The 26479-nt window shown below is 63.1% G+C and carries 30 protein-coding genes and 1 pseudogene; 7 read left to right on the top strand and 24 right to left on the bottom strand.

What is annotated here, in order from left to right; all coding sequences use genetic code 11:
- Window positions 1-95 precede the first annotated feature (95 nt).
- The 4 genes from AC54T3_RS00330 to AC54T3_RS00345 form a co-directional block, all read right to left on the bottom strand.
- Window positions 96-719, bottom strand: a complete 624-nt coding sequence (locus AC54T3_RS00330) for a chemotaxis protein CheW (protein WP_496621484.1) — start codon at window positions 717-719, stop codon at window positions 96-98.
- A 134-nt stretch (window positions 720-853) separates the two neighbouring features.
- Window positions 854-1606, bottom strand: a complete 753-nt coding sequence (locus AC54T3_RS00335; protein ID WP_496621485.1) for a PP-loop family protein — start codon at window positions 1604-1606, stop codon at window positions 854-856.
- Window positions 1607-1674: 68 nt separating this feature from the next.
- Window positions 1675-2259, bottom strand: a complete 585-nt coding sequence (locus tag AC54T3_RS00340) for a metallophosphoesterase family protein (RefSeq protein WP_496621486.1) — start codon at window positions 2257-2259, stop codon at window positions 1675-1677.
- Between the two features lie 80 nt (window positions 2260-2339).
- A complete protein-coding gene (locus AC54T3_RS00345) occupies window positions 2340-3338 on the bottom strand; it encodes a zinc-binding dehydrogenase (protein ID WP_496621487.1) in 999 nt (332 codons plus the stop codon).
- Window positions 3339-3549: 211 nt separating this feature from the next.
- Here AC54T3_RS00345 and AC54T3_RS00350 point away from each other — a divergent pair, with 211 nt between their 5' ends.
- The 3 genes and pseudogenes from AC54T3_RS00350 (at window position 3550) to AC54T3_RS00360 (ending at window position 5036) form a co-directional block, all read left to right on the top strand.
- Complete coding sequence (locus tag AC54T3_RS00350; protein WP_496621488.1) at window positions 3550-3855, top strand: cupin domain-containing protein; 306 nt, start codon at window positions 3550-3552, stop codon at window positions 3853-3855.
- Between the two features lie 4 nt (window positions 3856-3859).
- Window positions 3860-3964, top strand: a pseudogene (locus AC54T3_RS00355) (EAL domain-containing protein); the annotation flags it as partial.
- A 184-nt stretch (window positions 3965-4148) separates the two neighbouring features.
- Window positions 4149-5036 (top strand): sirohydrochlorin chelatase, encoded by an 888-nt coding sequence (locus AC54T3_RS00360; RefSeq protein ID WP_496621489.1) that lies wholly within the window; start codon window positions 4149-4151, stop codon window positions 5034-5036.
- On the opposite strand, the gene AC54T3_RS00365 is transcribed toward AC54T3_RS00360, so the two are convergent.
- Window positions 5033-5446 (bottom strand): H-NS family nucleoid-associated regulatory protein, encoded by a 414-nt coding sequence (locus AC54T3_RS00365; protein WP_495536659.1) that lies wholly within the window; start codon window positions 5444-5446, stop codon window positions 5033-5035. The two genes, AC54T3_RS00360 and AC54T3_RS00365, sit on opposite strands and share 4 nt — an antisense overlap.
- A gap of 405 nt (window positions 5447-5851) precedes the next feature.
- Here AC54T3_RS00365 and AC54T3_RS00370 point away from each other — a divergent pair, with 405 nt between their 5' ends.
- Window positions 5852-6253, top strand: coding sequence for a DUF2177 family protein (locus tag AC54T3_RS00370; protein ID WP_496621490.1), 402 nt, complete (start codon window positions 5852-5854; stop codon window positions 6251-6253).
- A 49-nt stretch (window positions 6254-6302) separates the two neighbouring features.
- Here the strand turns inward: AC54T3_RS00370 and AC54T3_RS00375 are convergent, their stop codons facing one another.
- The 11 genes from AC54T3_RS00375 to ybgC all read right to left on the bottom strand — a co-directional run bounded on the left by AC54T3_RS00375 (window position 6303) and on the right by ybgC (window position 17182).
- Entirely contained in the window at window positions 6303-6533 is a 231-nt protein-coding gene (locus AC54T3_RS00375; RefSeq protein ID WP_496621491.1) for a zinc-finger domain-containing protein, read from the bottom strand.
- Between the two features lie 29 nt (window positions 6534-6562).
- Complete coding sequence (locus AC54T3_RS00380; protein ID WP_496621492.1) at window positions 6563-7483, bottom strand: branched-chain amino acid transaminase; 921 nt, start codon at window positions 7481-7483, stop codon at window positions 6563-6565.
- Window positions 7484-7568: 85 nt separating this feature from the next.
- Window positions 7569-10415, bottom strand: coding sequence for a bifunctional [glutamate--ammonia ligase]-adenylyl-L-tyrosine phosphorylase/[glutamate--ammonia-ligase] adenylyltransferase (glnE, locus tag AC54T3_RS00385; protein WP_496621493.1), 2847 nt, complete (start codon window positions 10413-10415; stop codon window positions 7569-7571).
- A gap of 40 nt (window positions 10416-10455) precedes the next feature.
- Window positions 10456-11361: a D-hexose-6-phosphate mutarotase gene (locus AC54T3_RS00390; RefSeq protein WP_496621494.1), complete on the bottom strand. Its 906-nt coding sequence runs from the start codon at window positions 11359-11361 to the stop codon at window positions 10456-10458.
- Between the two features lie 61 nt (window positions 11362-11422).
- Entirely contained in the window at window positions 11423-12313 is an 891-nt protein-coding gene (ybgF, locus tag AC54T3_RS00395; RefSeq protein ID WP_496621495.1) for a tol-pal system protein YbgF, read from the bottom strand.
- Between the two features lie 13 nt (window positions 12314-12326).
- Window positions 12327-12845 carry a peptidoglycan-associated lipoprotein Pal gene (pal, locus tag AC54T3_RS00400; RefSeq protein ID WP_496621496.1) on the bottom strand — a complete coding sequence of 173 codons (519 nt, stop codon included), beginning with the start codon at window positions 12843-12845 and terminating at the stop codon, window positions 12327-12329.
- Between the two features lie 80 nt (window positions 12846-12925).
- Window positions 12926-14233: a Tol-Pal system beta propeller repeat protein TolB gene (tolB, locus tag AC54T3_RS00405; RefSeq protein ID WP_496621643.1), complete on the bottom strand. Its 1308-nt coding sequence runs from the start codon at window positions 14231-14233 to the stop codon at window positions 12926-12928.
- A 26-nt stretch (window positions 14234-14259) separates the two neighbouring features.
- Window positions 14260-15564: a cell envelope integrity protein TolA gene (gene tolA / locus AC54T3_RS00410; RefSeq protein ID WP_496621497.1), complete on the bottom strand. Its 1305-nt coding sequence runs from the start codon at window positions 15562-15564 to the stop codon at window positions 14260-14262.
- 10 nt (window positions 15565-15574) lie between these two features.
- Window positions 15575-15991: a protein TolR gene (tolR, locus tag AC54T3_RS00415; RefSeq protein WP_496621498.1), complete on the bottom strand. Its 417-nt coding sequence runs from the start codon at window positions 15989-15991 to the stop codon at window positions 15575-15577.
- A 68-nt stretch (window positions 15992-16059) separates the two neighbouring features.
- Complete coding sequence (tolQ, locus tag AC54T3_RS00420) at window positions 16060-16734, bottom strand: protein TolQ (protein ID WP_496621499.1); 675 nt, start codon at window positions 16732-16734, stop codon at window positions 16060-16062.
- Window positions 16724-17182, bottom strand: coding sequence for a tol-pal system-associated acyl-CoA thioesterase (gene ybgC, locus AC54T3_RS00425; protein WP_496621500.1), 459 nt, complete (start codon window positions 17180-17182; stop codon window positions 16724-16726). The genes tolQ and ybgC overlap by 11 nt, the downstream gene beginning before the upstream one ends.
- 167 nt (window positions 17183-17349) lie before the next feature.
- Between ybgC and AC54T3_RS00430 the strand changes: the two genes are divergently transcribed.
- The 3 genes from AC54T3_RS00430 to AC54T3_RS00440 all read left to right on the top strand — a co-directional run bounded on the left by AC54T3_RS00430 (window position 17350) and on the right by AC54T3_RS00440 (window position 18411).
- A complete protein-coding gene (locus AC54T3_RS00430; RefSeq protein WP_496621501.1) occupies window positions 17350-17670 on the top strand; it encodes a DUF4143 domain-containing protein in 321 nt (106 codons plus the stop codon).
- 148 nt (window positions 17671-17818) lie between these two features.
- Complete coding sequence (locus AC54T3_RS00435; protein WP_322825734.1) at window positions 17819-18151, top strand: hypothetical protein; 333 nt, start codon at window positions 17819-17821, stop codon at window positions 18149-18151.
- Window positions 18148-18411, top strand: a complete 264-nt coding sequence (locus AC54T3_RS00440) for a type II toxin-antitoxin system HicA family toxin (protein ID WP_496621502.1) — start codon at window positions 18148-18150, stop codon at window positions 18409-18411. Before AC54T3_RS00435 ends, AC54T3_RS00440 begins: the two co-directional genes overlap by 4 nt.
- Before the next feature lie 58 nt (window positions 18412-18469).
- On the opposite strand, the gene AC54T3_RS00445 is transcribed toward AC54T3_RS00440, so the two are convergent.
- The 8 genes from AC54T3_RS00445 to ruvB form a co-directional block, all read right to left on the bottom strand.
- Window positions 18470-18829: a hypothetical protein gene (locus AC54T3_RS00445; protein ID WP_496621503.1), complete on the bottom strand. Its 360-nt coding sequence runs from the start codon at window positions 18827-18829 to the stop codon at window positions 18470-18472.
- Window positions 18804-19469 carry a hypothetical protein gene (locus AC54T3_RS00450; protein WP_496621504.1) on the bottom strand — a complete coding sequence of 222 codons (666 nt, stop codon included), beginning with the start codon at window positions 19467-19469 and terminating at the stop codon, window positions 18804-18806. The genes AC54T3_RS00445 and AC54T3_RS00450 overlap by 26 nt, the downstream gene beginning before the upstream one ends.
- A 47-nt stretch (window positions 19470-19516) precedes the next feature.
- On the bottom strand, window positions 19517-20665 hold the full coding sequence (locus AC54T3_RS00455) for a dynamin family protein (RefSeq protein ID WP_496621505.1): 1149 nt from the start codon (window positions 20663-20665) through the stop codon (window positions 19517-19519).
- On the bottom strand, window positions 20662-22545 hold the full coding sequence (locus tag AC54T3_RS00460) for a dynamin family protein (protein WP_496621506.1): 1884 nt from the start codon (window positions 22543-22545) through the stop codon (window positions 20662-20664). The genes AC54T3_RS00455 and AC54T3_RS00460 overlap by 4 nt, the downstream gene beginning before the upstream one ends.
- Complete coding sequence (locus AC54T3_RS00465; RefSeq protein WP_496621507.1) at window positions 22538-24499, bottom strand: dynamin family protein; 1962 nt, start codon at window positions 24497-24499, stop codon at window positions 22538-22540. Before AC54T3_RS00465 ends, AC54T3_RS00460 begins: the two co-directional genes overlap by 8 nt.
- Before the next feature lie 70 nt (window positions 24500-24569).
- A complete protein-coding gene (locus AC54T3_RS00470) occupies window positions 24570-24848 on the bottom strand; it encodes a hypothetical protein (protein WP_496621508.1) in 279 nt (92 codons plus the stop codon).
- Window positions 24849-24853: 5 nt separating this feature from the next.
- Window positions 24854-25318: a DUF29 domain-containing protein gene (locus tag AC54T3_RS00475; RefSeq protein ID WP_496621509.1), complete on the bottom strand. Its 465-nt coding sequence runs from the start codon at window positions 25316-25318 to the stop codon at window positions 24854-24856.
- A 74-nt stretch (window positions 25319-25392) separates the two neighbouring features.
- Complete coding sequence (gene ruvB / locus AC54T3_RS00480) at window positions 25393-26445, bottom strand: Holliday junction branch migration DNA helicase RuvB (RefSeq protein WP_496621510.1); 1053 nt, start codon at window positions 26443-26445, stop codon at window positions 25393-25395.
- Between the last annotated feature and the right edge of the window lie 34 nt (window positions 26446-26479).

A 26479-nucleotide genomic window follows, 5' to 3' on the forward strand; every position in this document is an offset into this window, starting at 1 on the left:
CGGCTCAATCGGGTCGCCACGCAGTCTCGGCTGTCAAGCCCAAGGATCTGGAGGCGCGGGAGGCGCGCGTCGGGGCGAACGACCAGAACGCCGAATCAGACGTCTCTGCATCGTCCCAGGGGTTGCCCCATGACGCGTCTGGCTGGACCGAGCGCGCGGTAACGCTCGGCGCGCGCCTCCAAGAGGGAGAGGTCTGCCGCATCGAGCTGCTGTTCAAACGCCTTCAGTCTGGCCTCGGCGGACTCAGGGCCAAGGGCCTCCGAGACCAACCCAATCAGCGTGGGGTCGATGAGCCGCGCGCGACCGCCACTCAGGACAATCCGCACGGTCGACAGGGTCCGCACCCGATCAGCGCGATCCCAGTCTTGCGAGCGCACCAGCTCAAGGCCGAGCACGGCATCGGCATGCAACGCCACGGGATAGTCACCGGCGTCGACCAGGATCAGCAGATCGCCCGTCGCTGCGGGCTTGAGCGGGGCGCCAATCAGCACTGCGGGGCTGACCACCGGGACCAGCTCGCCACGCAGATCGAACGCGCCCACGAGATAATCGGCCGTGTCGTCGAGCGCCGTCAGGCGGGGCAGTGATAGGCAGGTCCGCAATTGCCCGGCGGCAACCGCATAGGTCTGGCTGGAGAGCGCGAACACCACGCACTCCTCGGTATTGGTCAAGACCGGTTGCGCGGAGATCGCGAGCGCGGTCTGCTCGGCTAGGCTCATGTCGGGCTCTCCCGGCCATCGTGGTCGACTTACCAGGCGCCGGGGCGGAAGACTACGTACCTCGGCGGCGTTGCGCTAAGCCTAGTCCAAAATGACGGGTTTTTTGCGCCCGATGGGCCGAATTCGAGTCCGATTCAGTCGATGGGTCCTTCGCGCAGCAGAGGACGCATCGCGCGCAACAGGTTCGCGAACAGCGGCGGATGACCGGCCTCCTCGCGCGCTAGCAAGTCTTTCATGTGCTCGCGCCGGGTCGGCATCTGAAAGCAGGCCGGGCAGCTGTCCGGCACCACCGGCAGGCCAGCGTTGCTAGCGAAATCACGCATCTGCCGCTCACGGCAGTAGACCAACGGCCGAATGATCCGCACATCTCCGGCATCGTTGCGGTAATGCGCCTTCATGGTACGCAGCTGGCCGCCATGGAACATCGACATCATCAGACTCTCGGCCAGGTCGTCGAGATGCTGGCCGAGCGCAAGCACGTTGTAGCCATGGGCGCGACAAAGCCGGTACATGATGCCGCGCTTCATGCGCGCACAATAGGCGCAGAAGGAGTCGCCATCCATGTGCTCGCGCGCCTGCTCCATGATCGGTTGCCGCTCATAGTGCCAAGGCAGGCCGCGTTGGTCGTACCACTCGGTGAGCGGCGCGGGATCGAAGCCCGGCACCTCGGGGTCGATGGTGAGCACGGCGAGTTCAAAACGCACCGGGGCATAGCCGCGCAGATGGCGCAACACCTCAAGCAGCGAGAGCGAATCCTTACCGCCCGAGACCCCGAGCAGGATGCGATCGCCGTCGCGGATCATCTCGAACTCCGCGATCGCCCGCCCGACCTGTCGCAGCAGTGACTTCGGCGGACGCATCGGTTCGAATGGGACTTGCGCTGACATCGGGTGACTCGATTCCTGATTGATCTCGATTCCTCGCTGATGATGCTCGGATCAACGCCGAGGCGGGCTCACTGATTGACCGCCGGCGCGCGCCGGCGTGCGCGCTCGGCCGCCGGGTCCAAGGCGCGCCGGCGCGGACTGCGCTGCACGAAGCGATGCTGCTCCAACTGCCAGCCATCGGCGCTCGCGGTCAGCACCAGGCAGGAGGGACCGCCGGCCGTGCGTACGCGACCGGCGGCGCCGGGATTCAAGACCCAGGGCAGCTCCTCACGATCATCGGCCAGCACATGGCTGTGGCCATAGCAGATCGCGCGCGCGTGCGGATAGCGCGCGCGCAAGCGCTCATGGCGCCGGGCCGCCGGCAGGCGATGACCGTGTACCAGCACCAGCTCACCGCCGGGCAGTGCCACATGGGCCTCCCAGGGGATGCTGACCAGCAGCTCGCGCTGGTCCTCTGGCCATTTGCGCGCGACATCATTATTGCCCAACACCGCATAGACGCGCCCGCCGCGTGGCTGCAGTTGCGCCAGTACATGGGCGTTGCCGATGTCGCCGGCATGCAAGGCACTGTCGCAGTGGGTGACGAGTGCGGCAATCCGAGGGTCCAGATACCCATGGGTATCGGCCACCAGCGCAACGCGCACCGCACTCACGCGGCGACCTGGGGCGGCTGGACAAAGCGCGGACGCATGACCTGCGTTGTGGTCGGCGTTGTGGTCGGCGGGCGCATCGGTCAGCTCATGGTCAGCACGAGCTTACCGATTGCGCCGCCGGCCTCGAGCCGACGATGGGCGGCGGCCGCCTGCGCGAGCGGGAAGCGTTCGGCGACATGGATACGCAGCTCACCGGCGTCAATGTATTCGCCGCAGCGACGCAGGATCTCGCCTTGGTGCGCGAGCGCGGCGGACAGGCCCTTGAGCTGGGGCGTGAGCATCAGCTCCAGGCTGATACGCAGATTGCGGTTGCGGACCTCCTTGAGATCCAGATCCGGGCCCGGATCGAGGATGCTGACCAGATCGCCATAGACCGCCATCAGGGGGATCGTCTCGCGGAACACGGCCGGCCCGACGGTATCCAGCGCAACATCCACGCCCTCGCCTTGGGTCCAGTCCGCGAGCACGTCGCGCAGCGATTCCTCGCGGTAGTTGATCGCGTACTCGGCGCCTAGCTCGTGGACGAAGCTAGCCTTTTCGGCGCTGCTGATGGTGGTGGCGACGCGCGCGCCGGCGATCCGGGCGAGCTGAATCGCGACATGACCGACGCCGCCGGCGCCGCCATGGATCAGCACGCGCTGGCCTTCATGCAGGCCAGCGCGGTCGAAGAGCGCCTCCCAGGCCGTGATCAGCACCAGCGGCGCGGCTGCGGCCTCGGCGAAATCCAACGCGGTGGGCTTGGGCTGGGCGATGGCCTCATCGACCACGATGTATTCGGCATCATTACCGTGCGGCCCGCCCAGGCCACCGTGGCAGAACCAGACCGCATCGCCGGGTTGGAACCGCGTCACGTCCTCACCGACGGCCTCGACCACACCGGCGCCATCGCAGCCAAGCACCGCTGTTAGGGTGTCCGGAATCAGGGTGCCGCGCGCGCGAATCTTGGTATCCACCGGGTTCACCCCAGCCGCTTCCAAGCGCACCAACACCTCGGTGGCCGATTGAATCTCCGGGCGCGGTAGCTCGACCAGGGCCAAGACATCCGGCGTGCCCGGCTCACGCATCTGTATCGCCTTCATTGCATCTCCTCGCGATTGACTCGGACAAACGTTGCGCAGGATGACACAGGCATCAAGCCCCATGGCCCATCAAGACCGGTCTCGATGAGCGTGCGTTTCCCGCTCAAGCCGCCATTAGGGTACTCGACGGCGTTGCTCGGTGCATGCTGCCCGCGCCGAATCCCGCATGTACACTACACTGATGAGAGGATGATGCGATGAGTAGAACGACATGCAAATCGAACACTGGCACGCTGATCACGATGGCCCCTTGAGCGAGCTTGCGTTACGGCACAAGCTCGAACGGCGCGGTTATCGCGTCTCCCGCTTCGTGTATTCGCCCGGGATGTTCTTCCCCCCCCATGATCACGCTGAGGACAAGATCGATGCCGTGCTCTCGGGCCGCTTTCGCGTCACCATGCAAGGCCGAGAATCGGTGCTCGAGGCCGGTGACTTGGTGGTGGTGCCGAAACACGTCACCCACACGGCGGAGGTGGTCGGCGAAGAGCCCGTTGTCAGTCTCGACGGCGTTCGCTAGCCATTTTGGCACCGGCTATTCATCGCTGACCTATTTTCGCCAGCTGCCCACAGCCGTGCTGAAGATCGACCAGAGCTTCATTCGCGACATGCTGCACGATAAGGATGACCAGCCTTGCAGAGGCAGCCCCTAGCCCAAATCAATCGGTCGATCGCGTGATCGATGGTGGTTGAGCCAACTGACGCCCAGCAGTACACGTTTGGCGCATCCGCAACAGGCGTGAAAATCGCGCGCTGTTTGATCGCACGGCCTTCATCGCGCTGTCTTCATCACCATGAGGAGCCTAGCCACGGATGACGACCATCATGCTCGTCGACAACGGTTCAAGCCGGGCCGATACGACCCTGGCACTGCGACGCCTCAGCGACGCCCTCGCGCGGCGGCTCGGCCAGCCGGTGCATCCGGTCTCGCTGGCGCATTCCTCGAAGGTGCCCGCGCAGGCACTCGATGGGCGACCCGCCGACACGCTCGAGCCTTTTCTCCTGCGTCAGGCCGCTGCCGGGACGCGGGACTTTCTCGCCGTGCCACTGTTCTTCGGTCCGAGCCGGGCCTTGACGAGGTTGATTCCGGAGACGGTCGCGCGGGTCGCTGAAGCCGGCATGCAGGTTCGGGTCGAGGTCGCCGATGAACTCTGCCCGCTGCCACGCGGCGAGCCACGTCTGGCGGAGATCCTCGATCGCTCGATTCGCACGGCGATGCATCACCTCAACACGGGAACGGGTACGGAAACGCGCATCCAGGCGCTCCTAGTCGATCATGGCTCGCCGATCCCAGAGGTGTCAGCGGTGCGGCACTGGCTGGCGGGTCGCTTGAAGAGCCTAGCGCGCGGTGATTATCAGCTCGGCGAGGCGGCGATGGAGCGGCGCCCCGGGGCGGATTATGCGTTCAACGGCGCCCTGCTCGCCGAGGCGCTGGAGGCGATCGGTAAGGAGCACGCGCAGGCTCGGGTGGTGATTGGGATGCAGTTCATCGGACCTGGGCGCCATGCGGGCCGCAATGGCGATGTCGAGCTGATCTGCGAGCAGGCGCGGGAGCGGTTTCCCGGGTTGGAGATCCGCATCTCGCCGCTCGTGGGGGAGGATGAGGCGCTGATCGCTCTCTTGAGCGAGCGCGCCGAGCAGAGGTTGCAAGCGCGTGGCGGGGCGTCCCTCCCCCGCCGCAGATCGCCGCAGACGCGCTAGTCCTGGGCTTTGATGGGCCGCAGGTGATTGGTCTTGAAGGAATAACGATCGTCTTTATCGCTTGGGTCCAGCCCCAGCGCAGCCATCTTTTCCTTCATCCAGCCCGGCAGGACACCGCGTGAATAGACGTTGTTGGGATTGTCCGGGTCAACGTAGCTCGTATAACGACCAGAGCCGGATTTCCCGGTTTTCTTCGCGGCTGCTCCGCGCCGGCGGCGTGGTGTGAGCTGATCGAGGATATCGTCGATCTCGTGACCGCGCTCCTTGATCATGGCAAGGATCTCTTGCGCAAGCTCGAGCTTTTCAGCTTCCCAGCGTTCGCTGAGCGCCTGCTTGAGTTGTGCTTCTTTTTGTCTGGTTTGTTGAATCTGGCTTTGCAGCTCTTCAGCTGAAAGATGTTGATATTCCACTAATCGCCTCCGGGGCGGATGAATCTGAAACTACTAAGCCCAGCACGCGCGAGGCCCGTGCCGGGTGTTGCGTAACCGAGTTGATCAGTCTGCGCGTGTCGACTCAAAGCGGCGAGCGCTGGTGCCGATCTCGAGCGTGGCGCAGACATCAAGTGGCGCAATGGCCAAGACGATGAGCAAGGCCGGTTGCATGGTGGATGCTGTTGGATATCCTGTTCCGACGGTCTGTTCTTGCTCACCGGTATCAATCTAAACACAACCGAGAAAAAGTCAAGTAAAACCAGCCAGGAAGATCCCTTTATACGTCACTGATCACAGATTTTGGGATCAGATTTTAGGGTCACCGGTTTTGGAATCACAGGCTTTGGTTGGTGACTGTTAAACCCATCGCGAGGAGCACTCCGCATGCTGTTCTATCTCAAGCTCTACCTACTGACCCTGCCCGTCTTCTTTCTCATCGACATACTCTGGCTCGGCGTCGTCGCGCGCACGCTCTATCGCGATCATCTGGGGCATCTCCTCGCTGATCGGGTGGATTGGGTGGCCGCCATCATCTTCTACCTGATCTATATCGCCGGCATCCTGATCTTCGCCGTCGCGCCTGGATTGGCCGCCGACTCGCTGCGCAAGACCCTTCTCTTGGCCGCTGGCTTCGGCTTTTTTACTTATGCCACCTATGAACTCACCAATCGCGCCACGCTGCCGAACTGGCCATTGAAGATCGTCGTGATCGATATCCTTTGGGGCGTAGTGCTCTGCACCCTAGTGGCGATGGCCGCTCATCTCATCGGTAAGTGGTTGACCTGAAGCGTCACGGCCCGGCGGCGGCATCGCCCTCGGGCCGCTTCTTATCCTCTCACTCTCGCTGGAGCCGATAGCGGGTGCCGCAATAAGGACAGACGAGTTCGCCCGACGGTTCCTCATCAATCGACAGATAGACCCGAGGGTGCATATTCCAGACCTCATCGCCGGGTAACGGACAGCTCAACGGCAGGTCTTTCAGGGCGACCAGGCGCGCTTTGGTATCCGCTGGCGGTGGCTTGACACCGGCGGTGTCGAGGGCAGGATCGACGATCTGTTCTTGCATTGGAATCAATCTCTATTCAGCGCCCTGGCTCAGAGGTAGGTGAGCCACTCGGTATGGGCTTCGCTATGGCCTTGCACAACGTCGAAGTACATCGATTGCAGCTGCTCGGTAATGGGTCCGCAGGTGCCGGAGCCGATCTCACGACCATCGACCGAGCGAATCGGCGTCACCTCGGCTGCGGTGCCGGTGAAGAAGGCCTCATCGGCGATATAGACCTCATCGCGCGTGATGCGCTTGGTCACGACTGCAAGCCCGATCTGATCGGCAAGGGTCATGATGGTGCGTCGGGTAATGCCGTCCAGCGCCGAGGTCAACTCGGGCGTATAGAGCACCCCATCGCGCACCAGGAAGACATTCTCGCCACTGCCCTCGGTCACATAGCCTTCGGCGTCGAGCAGCAAGGCCTCGTCATAGCCATCACGGATCGCTTCCTGCAGGGCCATCATCGAGTTCATGTAATTGCCATTCGCCTTAGCGCGGCACATGGTGGCATTGACATGATGGCGCGTGAATGACGAGACTCGCACGCGAATGCCATTCTTGATGTTGTCTTCGCCGAGGTACGAGCCCCAGTCCCAGGCGGCTACGATGCAGTGAACGCGCAGATTATCGGCGCGCAAGCCCATGCCCTCGGAGCCATAGAAACACATCGGCCGGATATAGGCCGAGCGCAGGCCGTTTTCACGCACGGCGATACATTGCGCCTCATCAAGGGTCTTGCGGTCATAGGGCATCTTCATGCCGAGGATGTGTGCGGAGTTGAACAGACGCTGCGTATGATCTTGCAGACGAAAGATCGCCGGACCGCAGGCGGTTTCATAGGCGCGAACACCCTCGAACACGCCCATCCCGTAATGCAGCGTATGGGTGAGTACATGCACTTGGGCCTCACGCCAGGGCACAACCTTACCGTCGTGCCAAATGAGACCATCACGATCGTGCATCGTCATTGTTGTGAAACTCCGCTTCCAAAGGCCCGCAGGGTGCGGGCGTTATGAGACCGAGGGTTGGCCGCAGCCAGCGTTAGGGTCAGCGCTATGACTCCATCAACTGCCGCCAAATGGCGACCACGGACGCTCGTTCCGGGCCAAGCCGAGCTTCCTCGACCAAGCCGGCGGTATCCTGCAGCGCGTGGCGATGATAGGCGGCGCGCAGGGCCTTATAGGCCGAGGTCAAATCGGCGCCAACCGCTTCCGCCAATAGGCCCAACCGGATCAGCGTCTCGAGCAACCGGATGTTATCGGTCCAGCGCGTGAGATCAGGATGCTCACGGGCCCAGCGCAGAACCGCGTATTGGACCATAAATTCGATGTCGGCAATACCTCCTGCACCCTGTTTGAGGTCAAACCACCCCGCCTGCGTCTTATCCAGATTCGCGCGCATCTTCGCGCGCATGGTGTGGACCTCCTCGCGTAGAGGTTCCGGTTCGCGCGTGCGTTGTAGGATCTCGGCGCGCACGCGCCCGAAGCGCTCGCCCAGGCGCGGATCGCCGGCGATGGGCCGCGCCCGCACCAGGGCTTGATGTTCCCAGGTCCAAGCGCTCTCGACCTGATAATCGGCAAAGGACGCCAGCGAGCGCGCGATCCGGCCCTTATTGCCATCCGGGCGCAGGCGCATGTCGACCTCATAGAGCACGCCGGAATAGGTCGGCGTGGTCATCACATGGATCAGCCGCTGACCAAGGCGCACATAGAATTGCTCGCTGGCCACCGGCTTGGGGCCCTCGGTCATGGTGCCAGCGGTCGTCTCGTCGTAGACGAACACCAGATCGAGATCGGAGTTGTAGCCGAGTTCGATGCCGCCGACCTTGCCGTAGCCGAGGACGCTGAAGCCCGGAGCCGCGCGATCGGTCCCGGGTGGGCTGCCGTGGCGTTCGACTAAGTCGTGCCAGGCAATCTCCAAGCTGCGCGCGGTCGTGACCTCGGCGATCTCGGTGAGATAGTCGCTCACCACCATCAGCGGGATGGCGCCGGTGACATCGGCCGCCGCGACGCGCAAGCGGTTGCCTTCGGCGAATTGCCGCAGGCGCTCCATGCGCTGCTCGAGATCGCTCGCCTCGACGCCGGAGAGGAGCTGATCGAGTTCCTGCTCGAGCGCGGCCCGATGCAGGGGCTCGAACAGCCGGCGGGGATCGAGCAACTCATCGAGTAGCAGTGGCTGGCGGGCGGTGCGCTCGCCGAACCAGGGGCTCTTGGCGCTGAGCCGCACCAGTTGATGCAGGGCATCGGGATGCTCGGCGAGGAGATCCAGATAGGCGGTCCGACCCAGAACGGCCTCCAGCACCTTGAGCACGCGACCGAGGGTGCGGTCGGGTGCGCCGCAGGTGGAGACCTCCTCGAGCAAGCGCGGCATGACCAGACCCAAGCGGGCGAGTCCGCGGTTCGACAGGCCCCGGCGGTCGGCGGTCTCGTGGAAATCGAGGATCGCTCGCCAGGCCGACTCGGCCTCCTCGAAGCCGGCCGCTTCCAACAGCGTGAGCGCTTCGTCCTGTTCCGGCGCCCGCTCCCAGAGGCAGGCCACCGAGGTCGCGGTCTGCGGCGCTTCATCGGGGTCGGCGAAGACCTCATCGAAATGCCGTTGCACGCGCGCGCGATGGGCGTCGAGATCCACCTCGAACGCGCTCCAGTCGGCATAGCCCATCGAGCGGGCCAAGCGCTCACGCGCCGGGGCGGCGCTCGGCAGCGAATGCGTCTGTTCGTCGCGCCAGGCCTGCAGGCGATTCTCGGTCAGGCGCAGGAAACGATAGGCGGCGCTCAGCTCGGTCACCGTGTCGGGCTCCAGCAGGCCCTTGTCGCCGAGCAGGGCCAGCACCTGCTGGATGGGGCGCACCTGCAGTTCCGGCTCGCGGCCACCACGGATCAATTGAAACGATTGGCCGATGAACTCGATCTCGCGGATACCGCCGGGGCCGAGCTTGATATTGTCGGCCATGCCCTTGCGTCTGAGTTCGCGGTCGATCAGACCCTTGAGGTTGCGCAGCGAAGCGATGGCGCCGAAATCCAGATACCGGCGATAGACGAAGGGCCGCAACATCGCTTCGAGATCGGCCTGATCCTCGGGCGCTCCGGCCACGACCCGGGCCTTGATCATCGCATAGCGCTCCCATTCACGGGCCTGTGAATGGTAGTAGCCCTCCATCGCATCGAAGCTCATCGCCAGCGGACCGGCGTCGCCGAACGGCCGCAGCCGGGTATCGACCCGAAACACGAAGCCATCGACGGTCTTGGCGTTCAGGGATTTGACCAGGCGCTGACAGATGCGGGCGAAGAATTGCTCCACGCTCAGCTCGCGCGGGCCGCCCACCACCCGACCGGCGCTCGGGAAGGCGAAGATCAGGTCGATATCGGAGGACAGGTTCAGCTCGCGCGCGCCGAGTTTCCCCATGCCCAGCACCAGCAGCGACTGTGGCCGACCGTGGCCATCCTGGGGCACGCCCAGTTCAGCGCGCGTCCAGGGCTCGAGCAGGCACAGACTCTCGCGGATACAGCTATCGGCGAGGGCCGTCAGGTTCTCGAGGGTCTCGTCCAGCTCGGCCCAGCCGGCCAGGTCACGAAAGACGATGCGCAGCATCTGCTGGCGCCGGAAGTGGCGCAATACCCGCTGCAGGCGCTCTTCATCAGTCACCTCGGCGAGCGCCGTGCGCAACTGTTCGCTCATGTACTCGGCGCTGGAGGAGCGGCGCAGCTCGCCGGTCTCGAGCAATTCGGCAAGGCTGCGCGGGTGGCGAGCAGCGGTCAGGGCAACGAATTCACTCCCCTCCCAGACCCGCGCGCGCGCCGCCGTGAATGCCTCATCCCGAGGCACCTCGATGCCCTGCTCCACCGCCCAGTCCAACCAGTGTTGCCAATGGCTGTCGTTCGCGCTCTCTTGGATCTCTCGCATCGGTGTCGGACTCTGTCGCCCAAGGCGACGCGTTCAAGGCTTAGTGTGGATGGATACGGTAGCTGGAGGCCAGCTGATACTGATCACCAGGCGCGATCGAGACCGCATCCTCGGCCGCGTTCGTCGTCTCGACACAGATCATGCGCAGATATTCATCGTCGCCGAAATCCCCCATCGCCCGCGCTTGCTCGATCCACGGGTTCCAGACCACCGCCGAATGGCTGCCTTCGCGCTCAATATGGATACTGCGCCCGAGGCTCGGGTCATCGATCATCAGCGTCTCCGTGGTCTGCAGATAGATCCGATCAAGGGGTCCGTCGATGTTGATCGGCCCGGACTGGGTGACCCGCGCGCCATCGGCCAGCTTGTCGAGGTAATCATGACCGGCGAGGCCGAGCACCTGAACCTGGCGTAGATCGCCCACGTTGAAATAGGTATGCAGCGCCTGCGTCACGCTGAATGCGGCTTCACCCGTGTTGTGCGTGATCAGCGCCACGTCCAGAGTCTCGCCAATGGCGACCTCAATCTCCAATGAAAACGCATGCGGCCAATCGCCGAGGGTCTTGTCATCATCGCGCGTTCCCAGTCGAACCCGGGTACTGCCATCGACCCGCGTCTCGGTCAACAAGAGCTGCCAGGCGCGGGTGCGCACGAAGCCATGAGCGGGGCGACCGCGCTGCTCGGGATCAGGCCCGAACCAGGGCCAGCAGACCGGAATGCCGCCCTTGATCGCCTTGTCGGGTTGGAATTGAGCCTGACGGCTGAGGAACAGCAGATCATCACGGGTATTCACTGGGCAGTAGGACAGCACCTGCCCCCCGTGCGCGCAGATCGACGCACTGGCGAACGCATTATCGACGGTGATCAGCGGAAAACCGCCATCACCGGCGCAAATCTCGAGCACGCCGGGAATGGCGAACGCGTCGTTGGCTTGAGCGATATCCATGGGAGGTTCTCGAAGTCAGTAAAGCAGCGACATCAAACAGACGCTCTGCAAGGTTCAGGGTTCATGGCCGTTCACGTTGCATGCGATCCAGCCGCCCTTGCGCAAGGCGCGCCTCGGTGGTCTCCGGAAAACGCCTCACCACCTCCTCGAGCACGCGGCGCGCAGCATCGAACTCATCCTGTTCATAGGACACGTAGCCGAGCTTGAGCATCGCCGCCGGAACCTTTGGGCTTTGCGGATAGTCGGTGACCAGCCGGCTGAACGCACTCTGGGCGGCCGGGTAGTCCTGGGTCACATAACCGATTTCGCCCAACCAATAGCGGCCGTTATCGGCGAACTGCCCCTGCGGATAACGCTCGACCATGTCGCTGAAAGCGCTACGAGCCGCCGCATAGTCGCGCGCCTTGAGCAGCTCGAAGGCCTCGCGATACTGATCGCGTTCACCCCCGCTGGAGGTCTCCGGGGCTGGCAGCCCCAGCATGCCGGGGTCTACCGGGCGTACCTGCTCGCCCTCAGGTGTAGCCGCTTCTTGCCCGGGCAGGACAAAGGCGGGCTCCGCCCCACCATCGGCGGCCGGGTCGAACGAGAGCGAGCTGGGGATGGGTAAGCGGCTGCTGTCGCGCTCGTCGGCGCCGAAGCGGCTCGACGCGGGCGTCCGGGACTCAGGCTGGGGCTCAAATTGGGACTCAAACGACGACCCGCCGATCCCTGCCTGCCGTAGCAGATACTGCTGGGTCTCGACTTGGCCGCGCAGCTCCTGCACCTCCTGCTGGAGCTGCTGGAGCTGCAATAACAGCTCGGAGAGCGAGCGCTCGTTCAGCATCCGCTCGAGCCGGGACAGACGCGCCTCGACGGCGGGATCGACGGCCAGCGCCGGATTCAGTGCCGTGGTCAGGATCGTCAGCACCAGCACCAGTGACATCGACGCCAGGAAAGGACGAGATTGCCGCATCAGAGTCTGCCTCTCAGTAGACCAGCTCGACGCGGCGATTCTCGCGCCAAGCACTTTCAGTGCGCCCCGGATTGGCCGGGCGCTCCTCCCCATAACTGAGGCTGCTCAGCCGCTCGCTGGGCGCACCCTCGGCCATCAGGAAGCGCTGCACCGCCTGGCTACGCCGTTCACCCAGGGCTAGGTTGTACTCGCGCGTGCCACGCTCATCGGTGTGGCCCTCGAGCCTGACCTCGGCCTCCGGGGTCTTGTAGAGGTAATCGGCATGCGCGCGCAGCAGATCCGCATACTGCGGCTGGATCGTTGTGGCGTCATAGTCGAAATAGATCACCTTCCGAAAGAGCGGACTCGCGGGGTCATCGAGCGGCGAGCGCTCGCGCTCCTCGGCCGCGTCCGCCCAGGCGCCCGCGCCATCCCTGGAGGCATCCAGATCCTCGGCGCTCGGCGTCTCCGGCAGCGGTGGCCTCGACGTTGCACAGGCACTGAGCACCAAGCTCGCAGCGACGAGCAACAACGAAAGCGGTCGATCGATCATGCAGACCCTACGATGGTGGTGGGAGTAAAGGCGTCGGGCATCAGGGCCGGTCCTCGCGTGCTCAGGGGTTTTCCGCATGATTAGGGTAACAGCGGCGACCAAGCCGGCTCGCGCACCTCGCCTGATTCTTGCGACAGGCGTTGGCCCGAGCCGCCCGCGATTGGTGTCACTGACAACACGCCACGGCCATTGTTTTGGCTCGCATAAATTACCATGCTGCCGTTGGGCGCGAAACTCGGCGACTCATCGAGCGCGCCATTGCTCACCAATCGCCGCGAGCCGCCGCCGTTTGCATCGGTGACCAGAATATGAAACTGGCCGTTGACACGCGACACCATCACCAATGACCGACCATCCGGCGAGTAGCTTGCGGCGGCGTTGTAATCGCCTTCAAAGGTCACCCGCTGCGCCGGACCACCGCTCGCCGACACCTGATAGATCTGAGGTCGCCCGCCTCGATCCGAGGTAAAGACGATCTGGCGGCCATCCGGCGACCAGGCCGGTTCGGTATCGATCGCATAGTGATCGGTGAGACGCGTCAACTGCTTGCTCGCCAGCTCCATCACATAGATGTCTGGATTGCCGTCCTTCGACAGAGTCATCGCCAGCCGACGCCCGTCCGGCGAGAACGCCGGCGAGCCATTGATCCCCTCAAAACTGGTCACGCGCTCGCGCCGCCCGCTGGCCAATTCCTGGATGAAGATGCTCGGTTTGCTACCTTCGAACGAGACATAGGCGAGCCGCTGTGCATCCGGCGACCAGGCCGGCGACATGATCGGCTCGGCCGAATCGACGATGGTTTGCGGATTGTAGCCATCGGCATCCGACACCCGCAGCGTGACCCGCGAATCACTGCCGCGAGGGCCGGAGGTGACATAGGCGAGCCGGGTCGCGAAAACGCCGCGCTCGCCGGTCAAAGCCTCATAGATCTGATCGGCAATCCGATGCGCGGCATGGCGCAGCCCGCGCTCGCTCGAGCGCAGCGCATTGGAGGCGATCTCGTTGCCGCTGAAGACATCGAACAGGCTCCAGCGCAGGCTGTAGCCGCCGCTCTCGGCCGGGCTGATCTCACCGATCACCAGGTTGTTCATGCCCAGCAGTTGCCACTCGCGCGCGTCGATCTCGTCCTCGCGCTGCGGCCGGCTCAGCATCTCGCGCGGCGGCAATGCGCGGAAGCGACCGCTCCGGCTGAGATCGGCGCTGATGACGCTGGCGATATCGACTCCAGGGCGCGCGCCATCGCGATCGCCGAAGGGCACCACCGCGATCGGTTGCGCGCCCTCGACGCCACCGGTCACCTCGATGGTGAGTTTGGCCTGAGCCTGGCCGATCGCCAGCATGAGCACACAGGCGAGCATCGGTATCAGCACATGGCTTGGGCGTTGCATCATATCGTCTCCCCCGGATTGCCGGCTCAAGGCCGAAAGACAAGATTGAAGTCGCGGAACAGCTCGAACTCATCGCCCTCTGGAACCGGCAGCGGTGAGGCCCGATAGATGGCGGCGACCACGGATTGGTCGAACGCGGCCTTACCGCTACTCTCCACGACGCGAACGCTGCCGGGAATGACCGCACCGCCCGGCTCGAGCTGCAGATTCACCGTGGTTTCCAAATCCTGGCGCTGTCCCTGGGGTCGCACCCAGTATTGTCGCACTTGATTGGTGATCAGGGGCGCCCAGCGGTTCGTGATCTCCGCTGCCGAGGCCGCGCCCTGGCGAGCGCTCGCGCGACCAGTGCCCCCGTCACCTTGCCGCAGGGCTCGTTCCTCGGCCTCTAGGGCCTCGAGCATCTGCCGCTCGCGCGCCTGGGCCTGTTCGGCCTCGCGCTGGCGGCGCAGTTCCTCGCGCTCACGTTCCAGCTCGGCCTGGCGTTCGGCCTGGCGACGGGCGGCTTCCTCGGCTTTGCGCTGCCGTTCCTGTTGCGCCTCGCGGCGGGCCGCCTCTTCGGCTTCGCGCTGTCGCTTCAGCTCGGCTTGGCGCTCAGCTTCACGCCGCGCGGCTTCCTCGGCTCGGCGGCGCGCCTCTGCTTCCGCTTGGCGCTGCCGTTCCTGCTCGGCCTCGCGTTCAGCTTCGCGGCGGACTTCCTCCTCCGCTTCGCGCTGTCGCTTCAGCTCGGCTTGGCGCTCAGCTTCGCGTCGTGCGGCTTCCTCGGCTCGGCGGCGCTCCTCTGCTTCCGCTTGGCGCTGCCGTTCCTGCTCGGCCTCGCGTTCAGCTTCGCGGCGGACTTCCTCCTCCGCTTCGCGCTGTCGCTCCAGCTCGGCTTGGCGCTCAGCTTCGCGTCGTGCGGCTTCCTCGGCTTCACGCTGTCGTTCCTGTTCCGCCTCGCGGCGGGCCGCTTCTTCGGCTTCGCGCTGCCGTTCCTGCTCGGCCTGGCGCTCGGCCTCGCGGCGGGCGGCCGCTTCAGCTCGACGCTGCGCCTGCGATATTTCCGGCTCCGGCTCTTGCAGCAACTCGGGCTCTAGCGGCTCCAACTCCGGCGCTGGTTCTGGCAGCGGTGCCGGTGCTTCGGGCGCGGGCGCGGAGTCTGCCTGCAGCGCCGCGATCCGCTCGGCGAGCTCGGACGACTGCCCCATCCGTGCCTGGATCATCTGCTCGAAGGCGCCGACGCGATCATTCTGGACCCGCCAATCGATGCCGACCACCATCAGCACCAGCAGCACCAGGTGCAGCAGGATCGACCAGAGATAGGCTCGCGGGAAGCGCTGCAGGATCTCCCACATAGTCGGCCGATCAGCGGCGTTCCTCGTCCGAGCCGGAAATCGGCGGCTGGGTCACCAGACCGACACTGGGCACACCAGCGGCCTGAACGGCCACCATGGCATCGACCACGATGCCGTAGTCGACCGTCGCATCGGCGCGCACGACCACGGCGAGCGTCGCGTCACGCGCGCGCTCGGCGCGCAAACGCTCGTAGAGCCGTTGTTGGTCGACCGGCAGCGGTTCGGCATCGCCCAGATCGAGATAGGTATCACCGAAGCGATCGATATGGATGATCACCGGCGGTGCGCCCTCGCCGGCTTGCGGTTGGGCATCGGCCTCGGGCAGGTCGACCCTGACGCCCTGGGTGATCAACGGCGCGGTCACCAAGAAGATCACCAACAGCACCAACATTACGTCGATGTAGGGCACGACGTTGATCTCGGCCATGGGCCGGCGCCGCTGGCGACGCACTCTACTCGTCATGGTCCTCGCCCGTTGACGCGCGACATCAGGACTCAGCCCCGTCCTTGCCGCTGCAAGAGAATCGAGAACTCTTCCATGAATTCCTCGTAGCGATTGTGCAGGCGCTCGACCTGACTGGCATAGCGATTGTAGGCCACCACCGCCGGAATCGCCGCCAGCAGACCGACGGCGGTGGTGATCAGGGCTTCGGACATGCCCGGCCCGACCAAGGCCAGTGTCGTCTGCTGCATGTTGCCGAGCGCTTGGAAGGCGTTCATGGTGCCCCAGACCGTGCCGAAGAGACCAATGTAGGGGCTGGTGGAGCCGACCGTGGCGAGAAACGGGAGATTGGATTCGAGCCGATCCATCTCGCGGCTCAGCGCGACCCGCATCGCGCGCTCGGCGCCTTGGATCAGGCCGGCGGTATCGTCCGGCGTGACCTTGCGCAGGCGCACATACTCCTTGAAGCCGTTGCGAAAGATCACCGGCAGCCCGCTCAGGCGCGCGTCCTCCTGGCCGAGTTCGCGATAGAGCGCGCTGAGGTCGCCACCGGACCAGAACTGTTGCTCGAAGGCATTAGCGCTCGAGCGCGCCCGATTCAGTACCCGCGAGCGATCGAAAATCGCCGCCCAGGACAGGACCGAGGCGAGCACGAGCACCAGCAGCACCAGCTTGACGACGAGGCCCGCTTGCGCGACTAGGTCGATCAGTGACAGCTCAGCGCCCATGGGCAATGTCTCCGTTGGCGGGTCGATCCGAGGGCGAACCGAGCGCGCTCAGCAAGCCCGCCGGGATGCGCGTTGGACGTAGGCGCTCGGCATCGAGACAGGCGATATTGACCTGGGCTCGGCAGCAGAGATGACCATCGTCGGCGTCGAGAATCCGCTGGTCGAAATCGAGGCTCGCACGGCGCTGCGCGGCGAGGCTCAGCGTCACCCGCAGGGCTTGATCCAAGCGCGCTGGACGCACGAAATCCACCCTCATCCCGCGCACGGCGAAGAGGATGCCTTGTTCGCCGCGAAGCCGCGTCTGCTCGAAGCCGAGCGCGCGCAGCCATTCGGTGCGCGCGCGTTCGAGAAAGTGCAGATAGCGCGCGTGATAGACGACGCCACCGGCATCGGTATCTTCATAGTAGATACGGACGGACCATTCAAATGTGGGGGCCTGCGAGGACATAGGAACGGATCGAGGCACAGCTGTTGAGGGGGCGCCAGTATCGGCGCTCGGACGAGAGTCAGAACAGCCGACAAGTCTACCTGGATTAGCCACGAAAGCCATGGCTTGCGTAATCGCGTACCGTCGGAGCGAGGCCGGCGCCATGTCAGGCGCGATCCTCGAGACCTATGCCGTCGGTGAAGAGCTATTGGCACAATGGCAAGTCAGTGCAACTGTTCTTCTATCGGGATCGTGATGGCTGCGAGATCGATCTCCTCATCGAAAGGGATCAACGGCTCTATCCGATCGAGATCAAGAAGACCGCGACCCCAAGCCAGCATGCCAGCCGTAGCTTCAGCCTCGTCGAACCGCTGGAGCCCGCATGCGGTCACAGTGCGGTACTCTGCCTGAAGCAGACGCCGGCAGCGCTCTCGGCGAGCGTGACGGCGATTCCGATCGCCGCGCTTGGTGCGCCTGGTCCGCTTGGTGCGCCTAGCGTTGGTCGCTAGAGACCGGCTTCCGGCGAGCCGAACGATCGGTCGCCCCTGTCGGTCCTGGCTGACGTAACCAGCGTCACTGTCTCGCCAACCGACGCCAGGACTCAGAAACTAGACTATTGCCAGTCAACCATCGCCCGAGCACCCGACAGCTATCCTCATGTTTCCTAACCAACTCCGCCTGCGCTGCTACGCAGAACACCAAGGACCAAGGCTTTGGGTCGCTGTTTGTATCGATCTCTGTCTTGCCGCTCAAGGCGAAACCTGCGAAGAGGCGCGCAATAAACTCGATGCCCAGATCGACCAGTATGTCGAAGAAGCCTTCACGGTCGACCGCGCCTACTTCGATCAGCTCATCCCGCGCAAGGCGCCCCTTCGACAGCGCGTTAAATATTATCTCGCCCATCTCCACATCGCGAGCGTCCTGTTGCGCCGCTCGGTGCACGACTTCATCCGCGGCATGCCGCTCACGATCTCATCACAGCGCCCGTGAGCCGTTGGCCTCCGCTGACCTGCGCGGAGGTCAAGCGCGCACTCAAAACCCTGGGCTTTGCGCCAACACCAGGGCGCGGAACATCGCATGAACAGTGGGAGCGCCGAGATCCGCAGCGGCTCTGCAAGGTGACGGTCGATTGCCCAAAGGCCCCCTTCAGCCTCGACTTGATCGACTCCATGGCGAAACAGGCCGGCACCACCCGCAAAGGACTCTATCGTGCCGCCGATAAGCGTCGAAAATGGCATTGGCTCTGGTAGCGACCCTGGTCGCTAGCAGTCCACCCCTCCGGCTCACGAAGATACGGCAGCGCCTCGATTAGTAAAGCTGAATGGCTTCGACGAGTTCACTGTAGAAGTGTTCGAATTTAGCGATTGAGGCATCCTTATTCCCAGACCAGCGCCGACCTTTCGCTACTTCACTCAGATGTATATCGTGAATGATGCGCAGAAAATAAAGGCGTGCCCGTGAGTTGGCGATCTGATTGACCTTTTCGGCAATACCAGGCACGCCGGCTTGAAACTGATAGTCGTCTTCGAAAACCCCCAACAGATCGCGGAACTGGCGAAGTAGTTCCAGCCAGACGGAACCGGGGTTAGTCGTACGATAAGCGACCGCGTTGAGCGCCTGCATGAAGCACAGACGATCCTGTTCAGTCAGATTCAGAGCTGGCTCCATGATCCCTCCAGATCGTCAGGGCCGCCGTCTGGCGCTCGCTGGCCCCGCTGCACAGTTCTTTCAGGTTTGCCAGCAGTTCCAGATAGGCCGGATCGCAAACGAGGCGTTCCACGTCAGAGTAGAAATCCCGTTCCAGTGCTGCTCGCAGTTGGCGCTCACGGTACTTGGATAAGGTCATCACCGTCCCGGAGATTCCGGCCGGCAACACGCCATCCTGGTCGATGGTCAAGCAAAATCGCCAATTGAACGGTTCAAACTGGATACTGAGGTGATCGAGCAGTTCCACCGTCCGATCTAGTGCAGGCAGGTCATACCCGCAAAAATGATCACTAGTGTGCGCCAGCTGCTCCTGCAGCAGGCGATGATAATTCTTCAGCGTCAGCACATCGGCACGCAGGGCTCCATGCGCTTGGGGTAATGTGTTCTGGATGATCTCAAGCAACTGGATTGATTCAGTCAGGTGCTGGGTGTACCACTCTTTGAGGAACTGATCATAAGCACGGGCCAGATTTTGAAACGCCTGCTCGAGCATTTCGCGGGTATATTCCATGACGAAGGCTATCATGGACGCGGTACCCTGCTTTGCCGCTTTCCGCCCAGTTTCGCTATGCTTCTCTAACGCATCACGCAAATCCATCATCTGTTCCGCCAGCGCCGCTCTCAATTTAGCCCGACTGCGCAGCCCTTTTAAGGTGGCGAAATGTGTCCAGCTGCAAGCCCCTGATTTTTCTTCGAAGTGCTTGTAGGAGATCGCTGGATTCGATGGCTGTAAGATCCACTCTGATATCGTAACCGGCTGATCTTAAATGTTGTTTTTATGCACCTTAAAAGGGCTGCCCGACTGCGGTCCGCGCGCGATTGGGTCTGGGTTAGGGCCTGCATTGCATCACATTGCCGCTCGAGTTCCTGATAGCGTTCCGCCTCATCCTCTAAGGTCTGCCTAAGCCGCTCCCACTCATCGCTGACCAGCCGGTGGGACCAGAGCACGTCCAGATTGAAGATCTCGTTTCCCAGACGGGCCTTGGTCTGCACGAACTTGTCATCCCAGAACGACCCCGTCTCGCGGCAGGAGATCAGCTCAATGGTCTTGGCCTCGAAGAAATCGAGGAAGCCGATGTCGTTGAAGTAGGTTTCCAGGCTGTGCCGAGACTCTTCCCAGGTCTCCGCATCCGTCACATTGATATCCGCCTTGTTGACGATCAGCCAGATACGCTTACCGCGTGCCTTCAACAAACGCAGTTTCTCGAACTCGGTTTGCTTGGCCGGCTGCACCGCGTCGGTGATCCAGAGCACGATATCCGCGCGATCCAGGATGCCGAGGGTGCGCTCATCCATGGCCTGATCATGATTGAAGCCCGGGGTATCGACCAGTTGTAGCTTGGTCAGCAGTGGGTCGTCGAGAAACACCCGCACCTCGCGGATACGTCCAAGATCCTGCGCCACATGGATGTCATGCACCTTCGCCGCGCGTTGTAGCTCGGCAAAATCCTGATGGCTGATGACCTCGGTCTCAATGCCCAGCGTCCCTCGACGGTCGATCTCAACCCGGCCGATCTCGTCCTGGTTGGCATGGACGAGCCGGGTCAGGGTTGCGGTCTTGGGCAAGATGGCCATCGGCAAGGCGTCGGTTGCCAGCAGGCGGTTCAGAAAGCTCGACTTGCCGGCGCTGAACTCGCCCAGCACCACCACGCTGAGGGGAGCTTCGGCCAGATGCCGGATGCGCCCGGTGATCTCGGTCACCGAGGCATGGTGCCCTCCAAGCACATTCTCAATCTTCTTCGCAGCGACGACCCGCTGATCGTAGCGCAGCACCTCAACCTTGTTGGACTGACTCATCCGTTCACCCGCAGTTCTAATCCAGTGATCTGGTCGCGCAGCACCTTGAGTGCGGCCCCCTGATCCTCGATCCGCTGAATCGCTTCAAGCTCCGTGAGCCGCTCCTGCAACGCTCGCGCGATATCGTCGTCGACATCGGCGCAGATTTGCGAGATGCGTTGAGACTGATGGGCCTTGAGTTGATCGAGCGTCTTCCATTGCTCATCATCGATCGTCTCGGTCAACTGCATGCACGCGGCACGAACCTGTTTCCTAAGACCATCATTTCCTTTCGCTTTCATCAGATAGGCGCCCCCGAGCATCAGAGCACCGATTGCAATCGCCGGCACGCCAAAGAGCATGAAGCTGGAGGCCGCCGCGGCCGGAGCGCCAGTAAAGAAGGCGCCGATCGCTGCAAACGCACCCGGTGTTGCGGTGGCCACGGTCGCGGTCTGCCAAGCAGTGCCAGCGCCAACCAGCAGCCCAGCGAGTCCCATTCCACCCATGGCAATAGGCGCACTCTCCGCCAGAGGCCCACCATCGAGCCCTTGCCAGCGGAGCACGTACTCTTCCATGGTCAAGGCGTTGCTCGGCAGAACGCCAATATTGGCCTTCTGGCCTTCAATAGTTGCACGAAGGCGCTCGAGGAAGGCCGCGTCCATGGCCTCCAGCTTGCGAGCAGTCTGCTTCTGCAGACGACTGAGGCGTTGGGGCAAGAAGTCGTTAAGCTCTTTGGCGGAGCACAAGGCCAAGGCGTCTTTTTCCAGATCCATGACAGCGTCTTTCATGCCCTCAAACAGGCGCTGGAACTGCGCGTGATAGTGCTGAAAATCCAGCACCAACAGGCGTTGAAGGTTGTTGAGAAAGGTCTCGCGCTGCTGCTCATAGTCCTTGATCTCCTGCTGCAGCTGGGTCCGTCGCCGAGCCTGGCCCTGTGCATCGAGCCCGAGCAGCCCGAGGCGGTCATCCAGAATCTTCGCGTATTTGGCCTGCTCTTGGTTGAAGCGGCAAACCCGCAACGCCAGCACCTCTTTCGACTTGCGGGCACTAAGGACGTCCCAGACCTGCTCCTGGATGAGTGCCGCATTCTCGCCAGTCTTGGCCGATACGGGCAGAATCGGGATGGGGTGATCGGCAGCTTTAGCTGCGGCGCCCTTGGCCAGCGATGCATGAACCCGCTGATCGATGTACTCCAACACTTCATCGCGTTGCGAGGTCTCGATCTGATCCCAGTAATTGACAACGATATAGAGCCTTCCAAGCAGCTCACGGCTCAGTACCTCGCCCTCGAAGACAGTCTCCTCATAACGCGTCCAAGGCCGCATGGCGTTGATGAAGAACAGGACGCCATCGGCCTGATTCAGGTAGTCGAGCGTCAGTTTCATGCGCTCAGGGTTGGGATCGTTGAGCCCCGGTGCGTCAACGATCTCGAGCCCGGTGGTCAGCGTCGGGGCCTCTACAAAAACCGGGGAGCTGCTGTTGGTCGCGCTATTCTCCGTAGTCGAGACCCACACCTTGAGGGTCTCGGCGATGTTCTCGGTGACAACCTCTTCCTCCAGGTCCACGTCCTCCCGCGCTGATCGCTGATAGCGGACGGCGCGCAGCTGCTGGCCATGGCGGATGCGGGTTGGCAAGGTGGTGGTCGGCGTGGACCAAGCCGGCAACAGATCTTGCTTGAGCAGAAAGCGGTTAATAAAGCTGCTTTTGCCCGTACTAAAATCCCCGATGAGCAGCACCCGGAGCCGCAAGTCGCCGTCGAGTGCGTCCCGAGCGGCCCGCAGCAAGGCCAGATCCGGCGCTGGCTCAGGCAACACCTCACCAGTTTGAACCAAACCAATCAGTCGGTCATAGTGCCCCTGCAGCTGCTGTTTGCGTTGTTCGAAGCTCATTAAATCAGTCATGGGACGTCCTCCCCGGCGGGATGGCCGCGATGAAGCCGACGCGCAGGGCCTCAATGCGCTGCCGAGCCGCACGGAGCTGGTCGCGTTCTAGCCGCGTGGCGAGCAGGCGGCGCTCTTCTAGCATCAGGGCCTCGGGGAACCGAGCATTGAGCGCATCGTAGATGATCCGCTCGGGATCGATGGCCTGATCGAGGCGCGATTTGACTTCAGGACGCAAGCCATCGAGCAGCGTAGCGAGCTGCTGAGCATAGGCGGACCGACTTTGCTGCTCCTGCCAGTTGCGGATGCAGTCGCGGAGCCAACCGTAGCCGCTCGCAACGCCTCCTGCTGCTCCCCGCAACATCTGCGGCGCATTGCTGGCTGCGGCGCCGACTCCAGCGCCAAGCAGCGCACCAACGGTAACACCGACGCCGGGGATGAGGCTGGCAAGCCCAGCAGTCACAGCAAAGACACCGGTTGCGCCGAGCACCCAGGGTAAGGCCGCGCTGACCACGAGATAGCCTGCCGTCGCCAGGCTTGTACCCGCTAACAACGGTCCGAGGTCGAAGCCCTGACGAACACCATCGATGCGTGCGCTAGCGCGCGCTGCCATTGGCAGGATACGCTGATCGAGATCGGTGAAAGCGCCGCTCAGATCCTCGCGAAAGGCGTCCAGTAAGGGAGTCAACCGTTCTTCCACAGTCATTCGCAGGCGCTTGCTCGGGCCATCGCCGGCGAGCATGTTAAGGGGTGCACTCGCGACCCAGTCTTGCAAGACCTGCTCGATGTCATCGAAAGCGCTATCGACATCGTGCAGCAATGCCGTCTTGCGGTCACCGATCCGCCGTTGCAGGGCCAACTCTTCCTCGCGGATCGCCACCCGGAAGTCGGTAATGGCCTGGTTGATCTCGATCAGCGCCTGCCCTTGGCTCGTGTCCTGATCATCCACAACCTCCAAAGCCGCGCTCAGCTTGTTCGCTGCGGACTCCGCGACGGTGCGCAACAGGCTGTCAGCAGCCTCTCGCAGCAGCACCTGTTTGCGTATCGCAGCATAGTCGTGGACAGCCGTGAGCAGGCGCATATGCTCGTTCGGGTGATCGCTCGCCGTCGGATCGGCCTTGCCGAGAGCAGCGTTTAGGCTCTGACGGGCACTGCACAGAAAGATGCGCTCAGTTAAGGACTGCATCGGCCAATTGCGCAGCTCGCCCAGCGTTTCAACCACATAAGCGCGCACGGAAGCAGCTTCGCTAGCCGCCTTGCTGTCGCAGAAATTGATGCTGAAGAAGAACTTATCGAGATCCTTATGGCGCACGAGGTGGCTGAGGAAGTCGGATTCCGACGCCGTGAGTGCTTGCTGAGCGCGCAACATCATGATCACCACATCGACCTGGTCCATCAGGTCGAAAATCACGGACTCGGCCATGCTGGTCGCGTCGTTGACGCCCGGTGTGTCGTAGATGTGGAAATTCGACCAGGGTACGGGGATCGGCAGCCTGATCTGCAGCGGCTGGCTGGTTTCCGCGAGATCCAAAATCGCCTGCTGTGACAGGGGCTGGGGCGGCGCGGTTTCGCGTAGCGAGGCAGCGGTTTCAGACGTCCAAACTGTCGGGGCATCGTCCGCGCTGTCAGCGGTTTGGGTCTCCGCGAGATTAGCGTTTACCGCCACGGAGACTTGCCCCGGGCTTTCGCCGTGGCAGATGCACATGAGCTGCCGTGTGGTTGGCAGGTACCGGGCTGGCAGCAGATCCTGACCGAGGACGGCGTTGATAAAGGTGGACTTGCCGGTACTGAACTCGCCGATGATCGCAACGCGCAGCGGGCGATCCTGTTGTTCGCGCAACTGCTCGAGCAGTATGCGCTCGGCGGCTAGGTCCAGGGGTGTCAGGCCGTCGATGTTGGCGGCCTCGTCGAGCAGAGCGGACAGTGTTTGCAGGCAAGTGTCGATACGATGAGCGGGTTCCATGGTGATAGGCATACCTTACGAATGAGATCCTGAGTTGGCGGGCCGCGAGCCACAAGGTGGTGATCACCGCAGCAGATCGAGCTTAATCGAGCGCCTCGCCACGACCGCGCGCGGCGCCGATGAAGATCGCCATCTGCTCGCAGACCGACGGCTGACCGACATATTCGGCGCGCCGGCGCGCCATGCGATTGGCATCCTCTGGCGTGTAGCCGAGCGCGGTTAGCGCACCCATGGTATCGATGAGCGGATCATCGACCACCCTCGTCGCCATGGCGACGGCCGGTGCCTCAGCGCTGGCGGACAGCCCGATTCGGTCGTCTCCAACGCTGATGCGGTAGAAACCCGCTGCCAATCCGCTCATTGTGTTCAACCTTCGCCGGGATAGAAGCCGTCATCCAAGAGTTGCTCCGTCGTGTAAGGGCACTGCGCTGGAAAGCGATCACGTGATCGGCCTGTTTCTTTTGCGGCCAGCCGGCATGCATCCTGATAGGCTTCATCGATCAGCCCCGGTAAGGCGGGCTTCAAGCCAGGGGACTTGTCCAACCGTCGCTGAATGCGGTCGCGCTGTTCGATGATGGTCGAACGCCAGCTGTCACCCTTGAATTCCTTCCAGCGATCAGAAAGCTCGCCGTATTGGAATTGCCACTTCAATAAATGGGCGAGTAGAACGACCAGTCGGTTCTCGAGTTCATTGCGCTCGCTGCGTCCCATCTCGTTAAGTTCCTGTATCAAGTGCGCAAGATCCAAATCCGCGAAACGCCCTCGATGCAACAGCTCAATCTGTTGCTTTGCCCACGCCGAATAGTCTAAGTCATAGAGTTCAGCGGTCATCGACATCGGTCATCTACCTCATTCGTCGAAGGGCCATTTAAATCAGCTTACAAAGCCACTCATGTGTTCGACCTTCAGGTCTTGCCGCTCACTCGACTATCGTCGCCCACATCGAGCAAGTCCGGCTGCGGTGGTGATAAGCCAAAGTGCTGATAGGCGGTCTTGGTCGCCATGCGCCCGCGCGGGGTGCGCATCAGATAGCCCTGCTGGATCAGGAACGGCTCGAGCACGTCTTCGATGGTGCCACGCTCCTCGCCGATCGCGGCGGCCAGACTCTCGACCCCGACCGGCCCGCCATCGAACTTCTCGATCACCGCGCTCAGCAGTCGTCGGTCCATGTGATCGAAGCCGCGCGCATCGACCTTGAGCATCGCCAGCGCTTGGTCAGCCACCTCACGGCTGATCTCGCCATCGGCGCGCACCTGGGCAAAATCGCGCACCCGGCGCAGCAGCCGATTGGCGATCCGTGGCGTGCCGCGCGAGCGCCGCGCGATCTCGGCGGCGCCATCGGCATCGGTCTTGATCGCCAGGATCTCGGCTGAGCGGCGCACGATGCGCGCTAAGTCCTCATCAGAGTAATACTCGAGTCGCTGCACGATGCCGAAGCGATCACGCAGCGGCGAGGTCAGCAACCCAGCGCGGGTGGTCGCACCGACCAGCGTGAACGGCGGCAGATCGAGCTTGATCGAGCGTGCCGCCGGACCGTCCCCAATCATGATGTCGAGCTGGAAGTCTTCCATCGCCGGATAGAGCACCTCCTCGACCACCGGGCTGAGGCGATGAATCTCGTCGACGAAGAGCACATCGCCGGACTCGAGGTTGGTCAGCAGCGCCGCAAGATCGCCCGGCTTTTCCAGCACCGGTCCCGAGGTCTGGCGCAGGTTGACCTGCATCTCGTGCGCGATGATGTGCGAAAGGGTGGTCTTGCCGAGCCCCGGCGGGCCGAAGATCAGGGTGTGGTCGAGCGCCTCGCCCCGGCCGCGCGCGGCGCCGATGAAGATCTCCATCTGTTCACAGACCGCCGGCTGGCCGACATAATCGGCGAGGCGTCGCGGGCGGATGGCGCGATCCAGCGCGCCGTCATCGCTGGCAGCCGCAGGGCTAATGAGGCGATCGGGCTCGGTCACTGTCAAGACGCGCGACGAAGGCTCACTGGAAGGG

Source organism: Halochromatium sp. NSM3 (assembly GCF_059621085.1).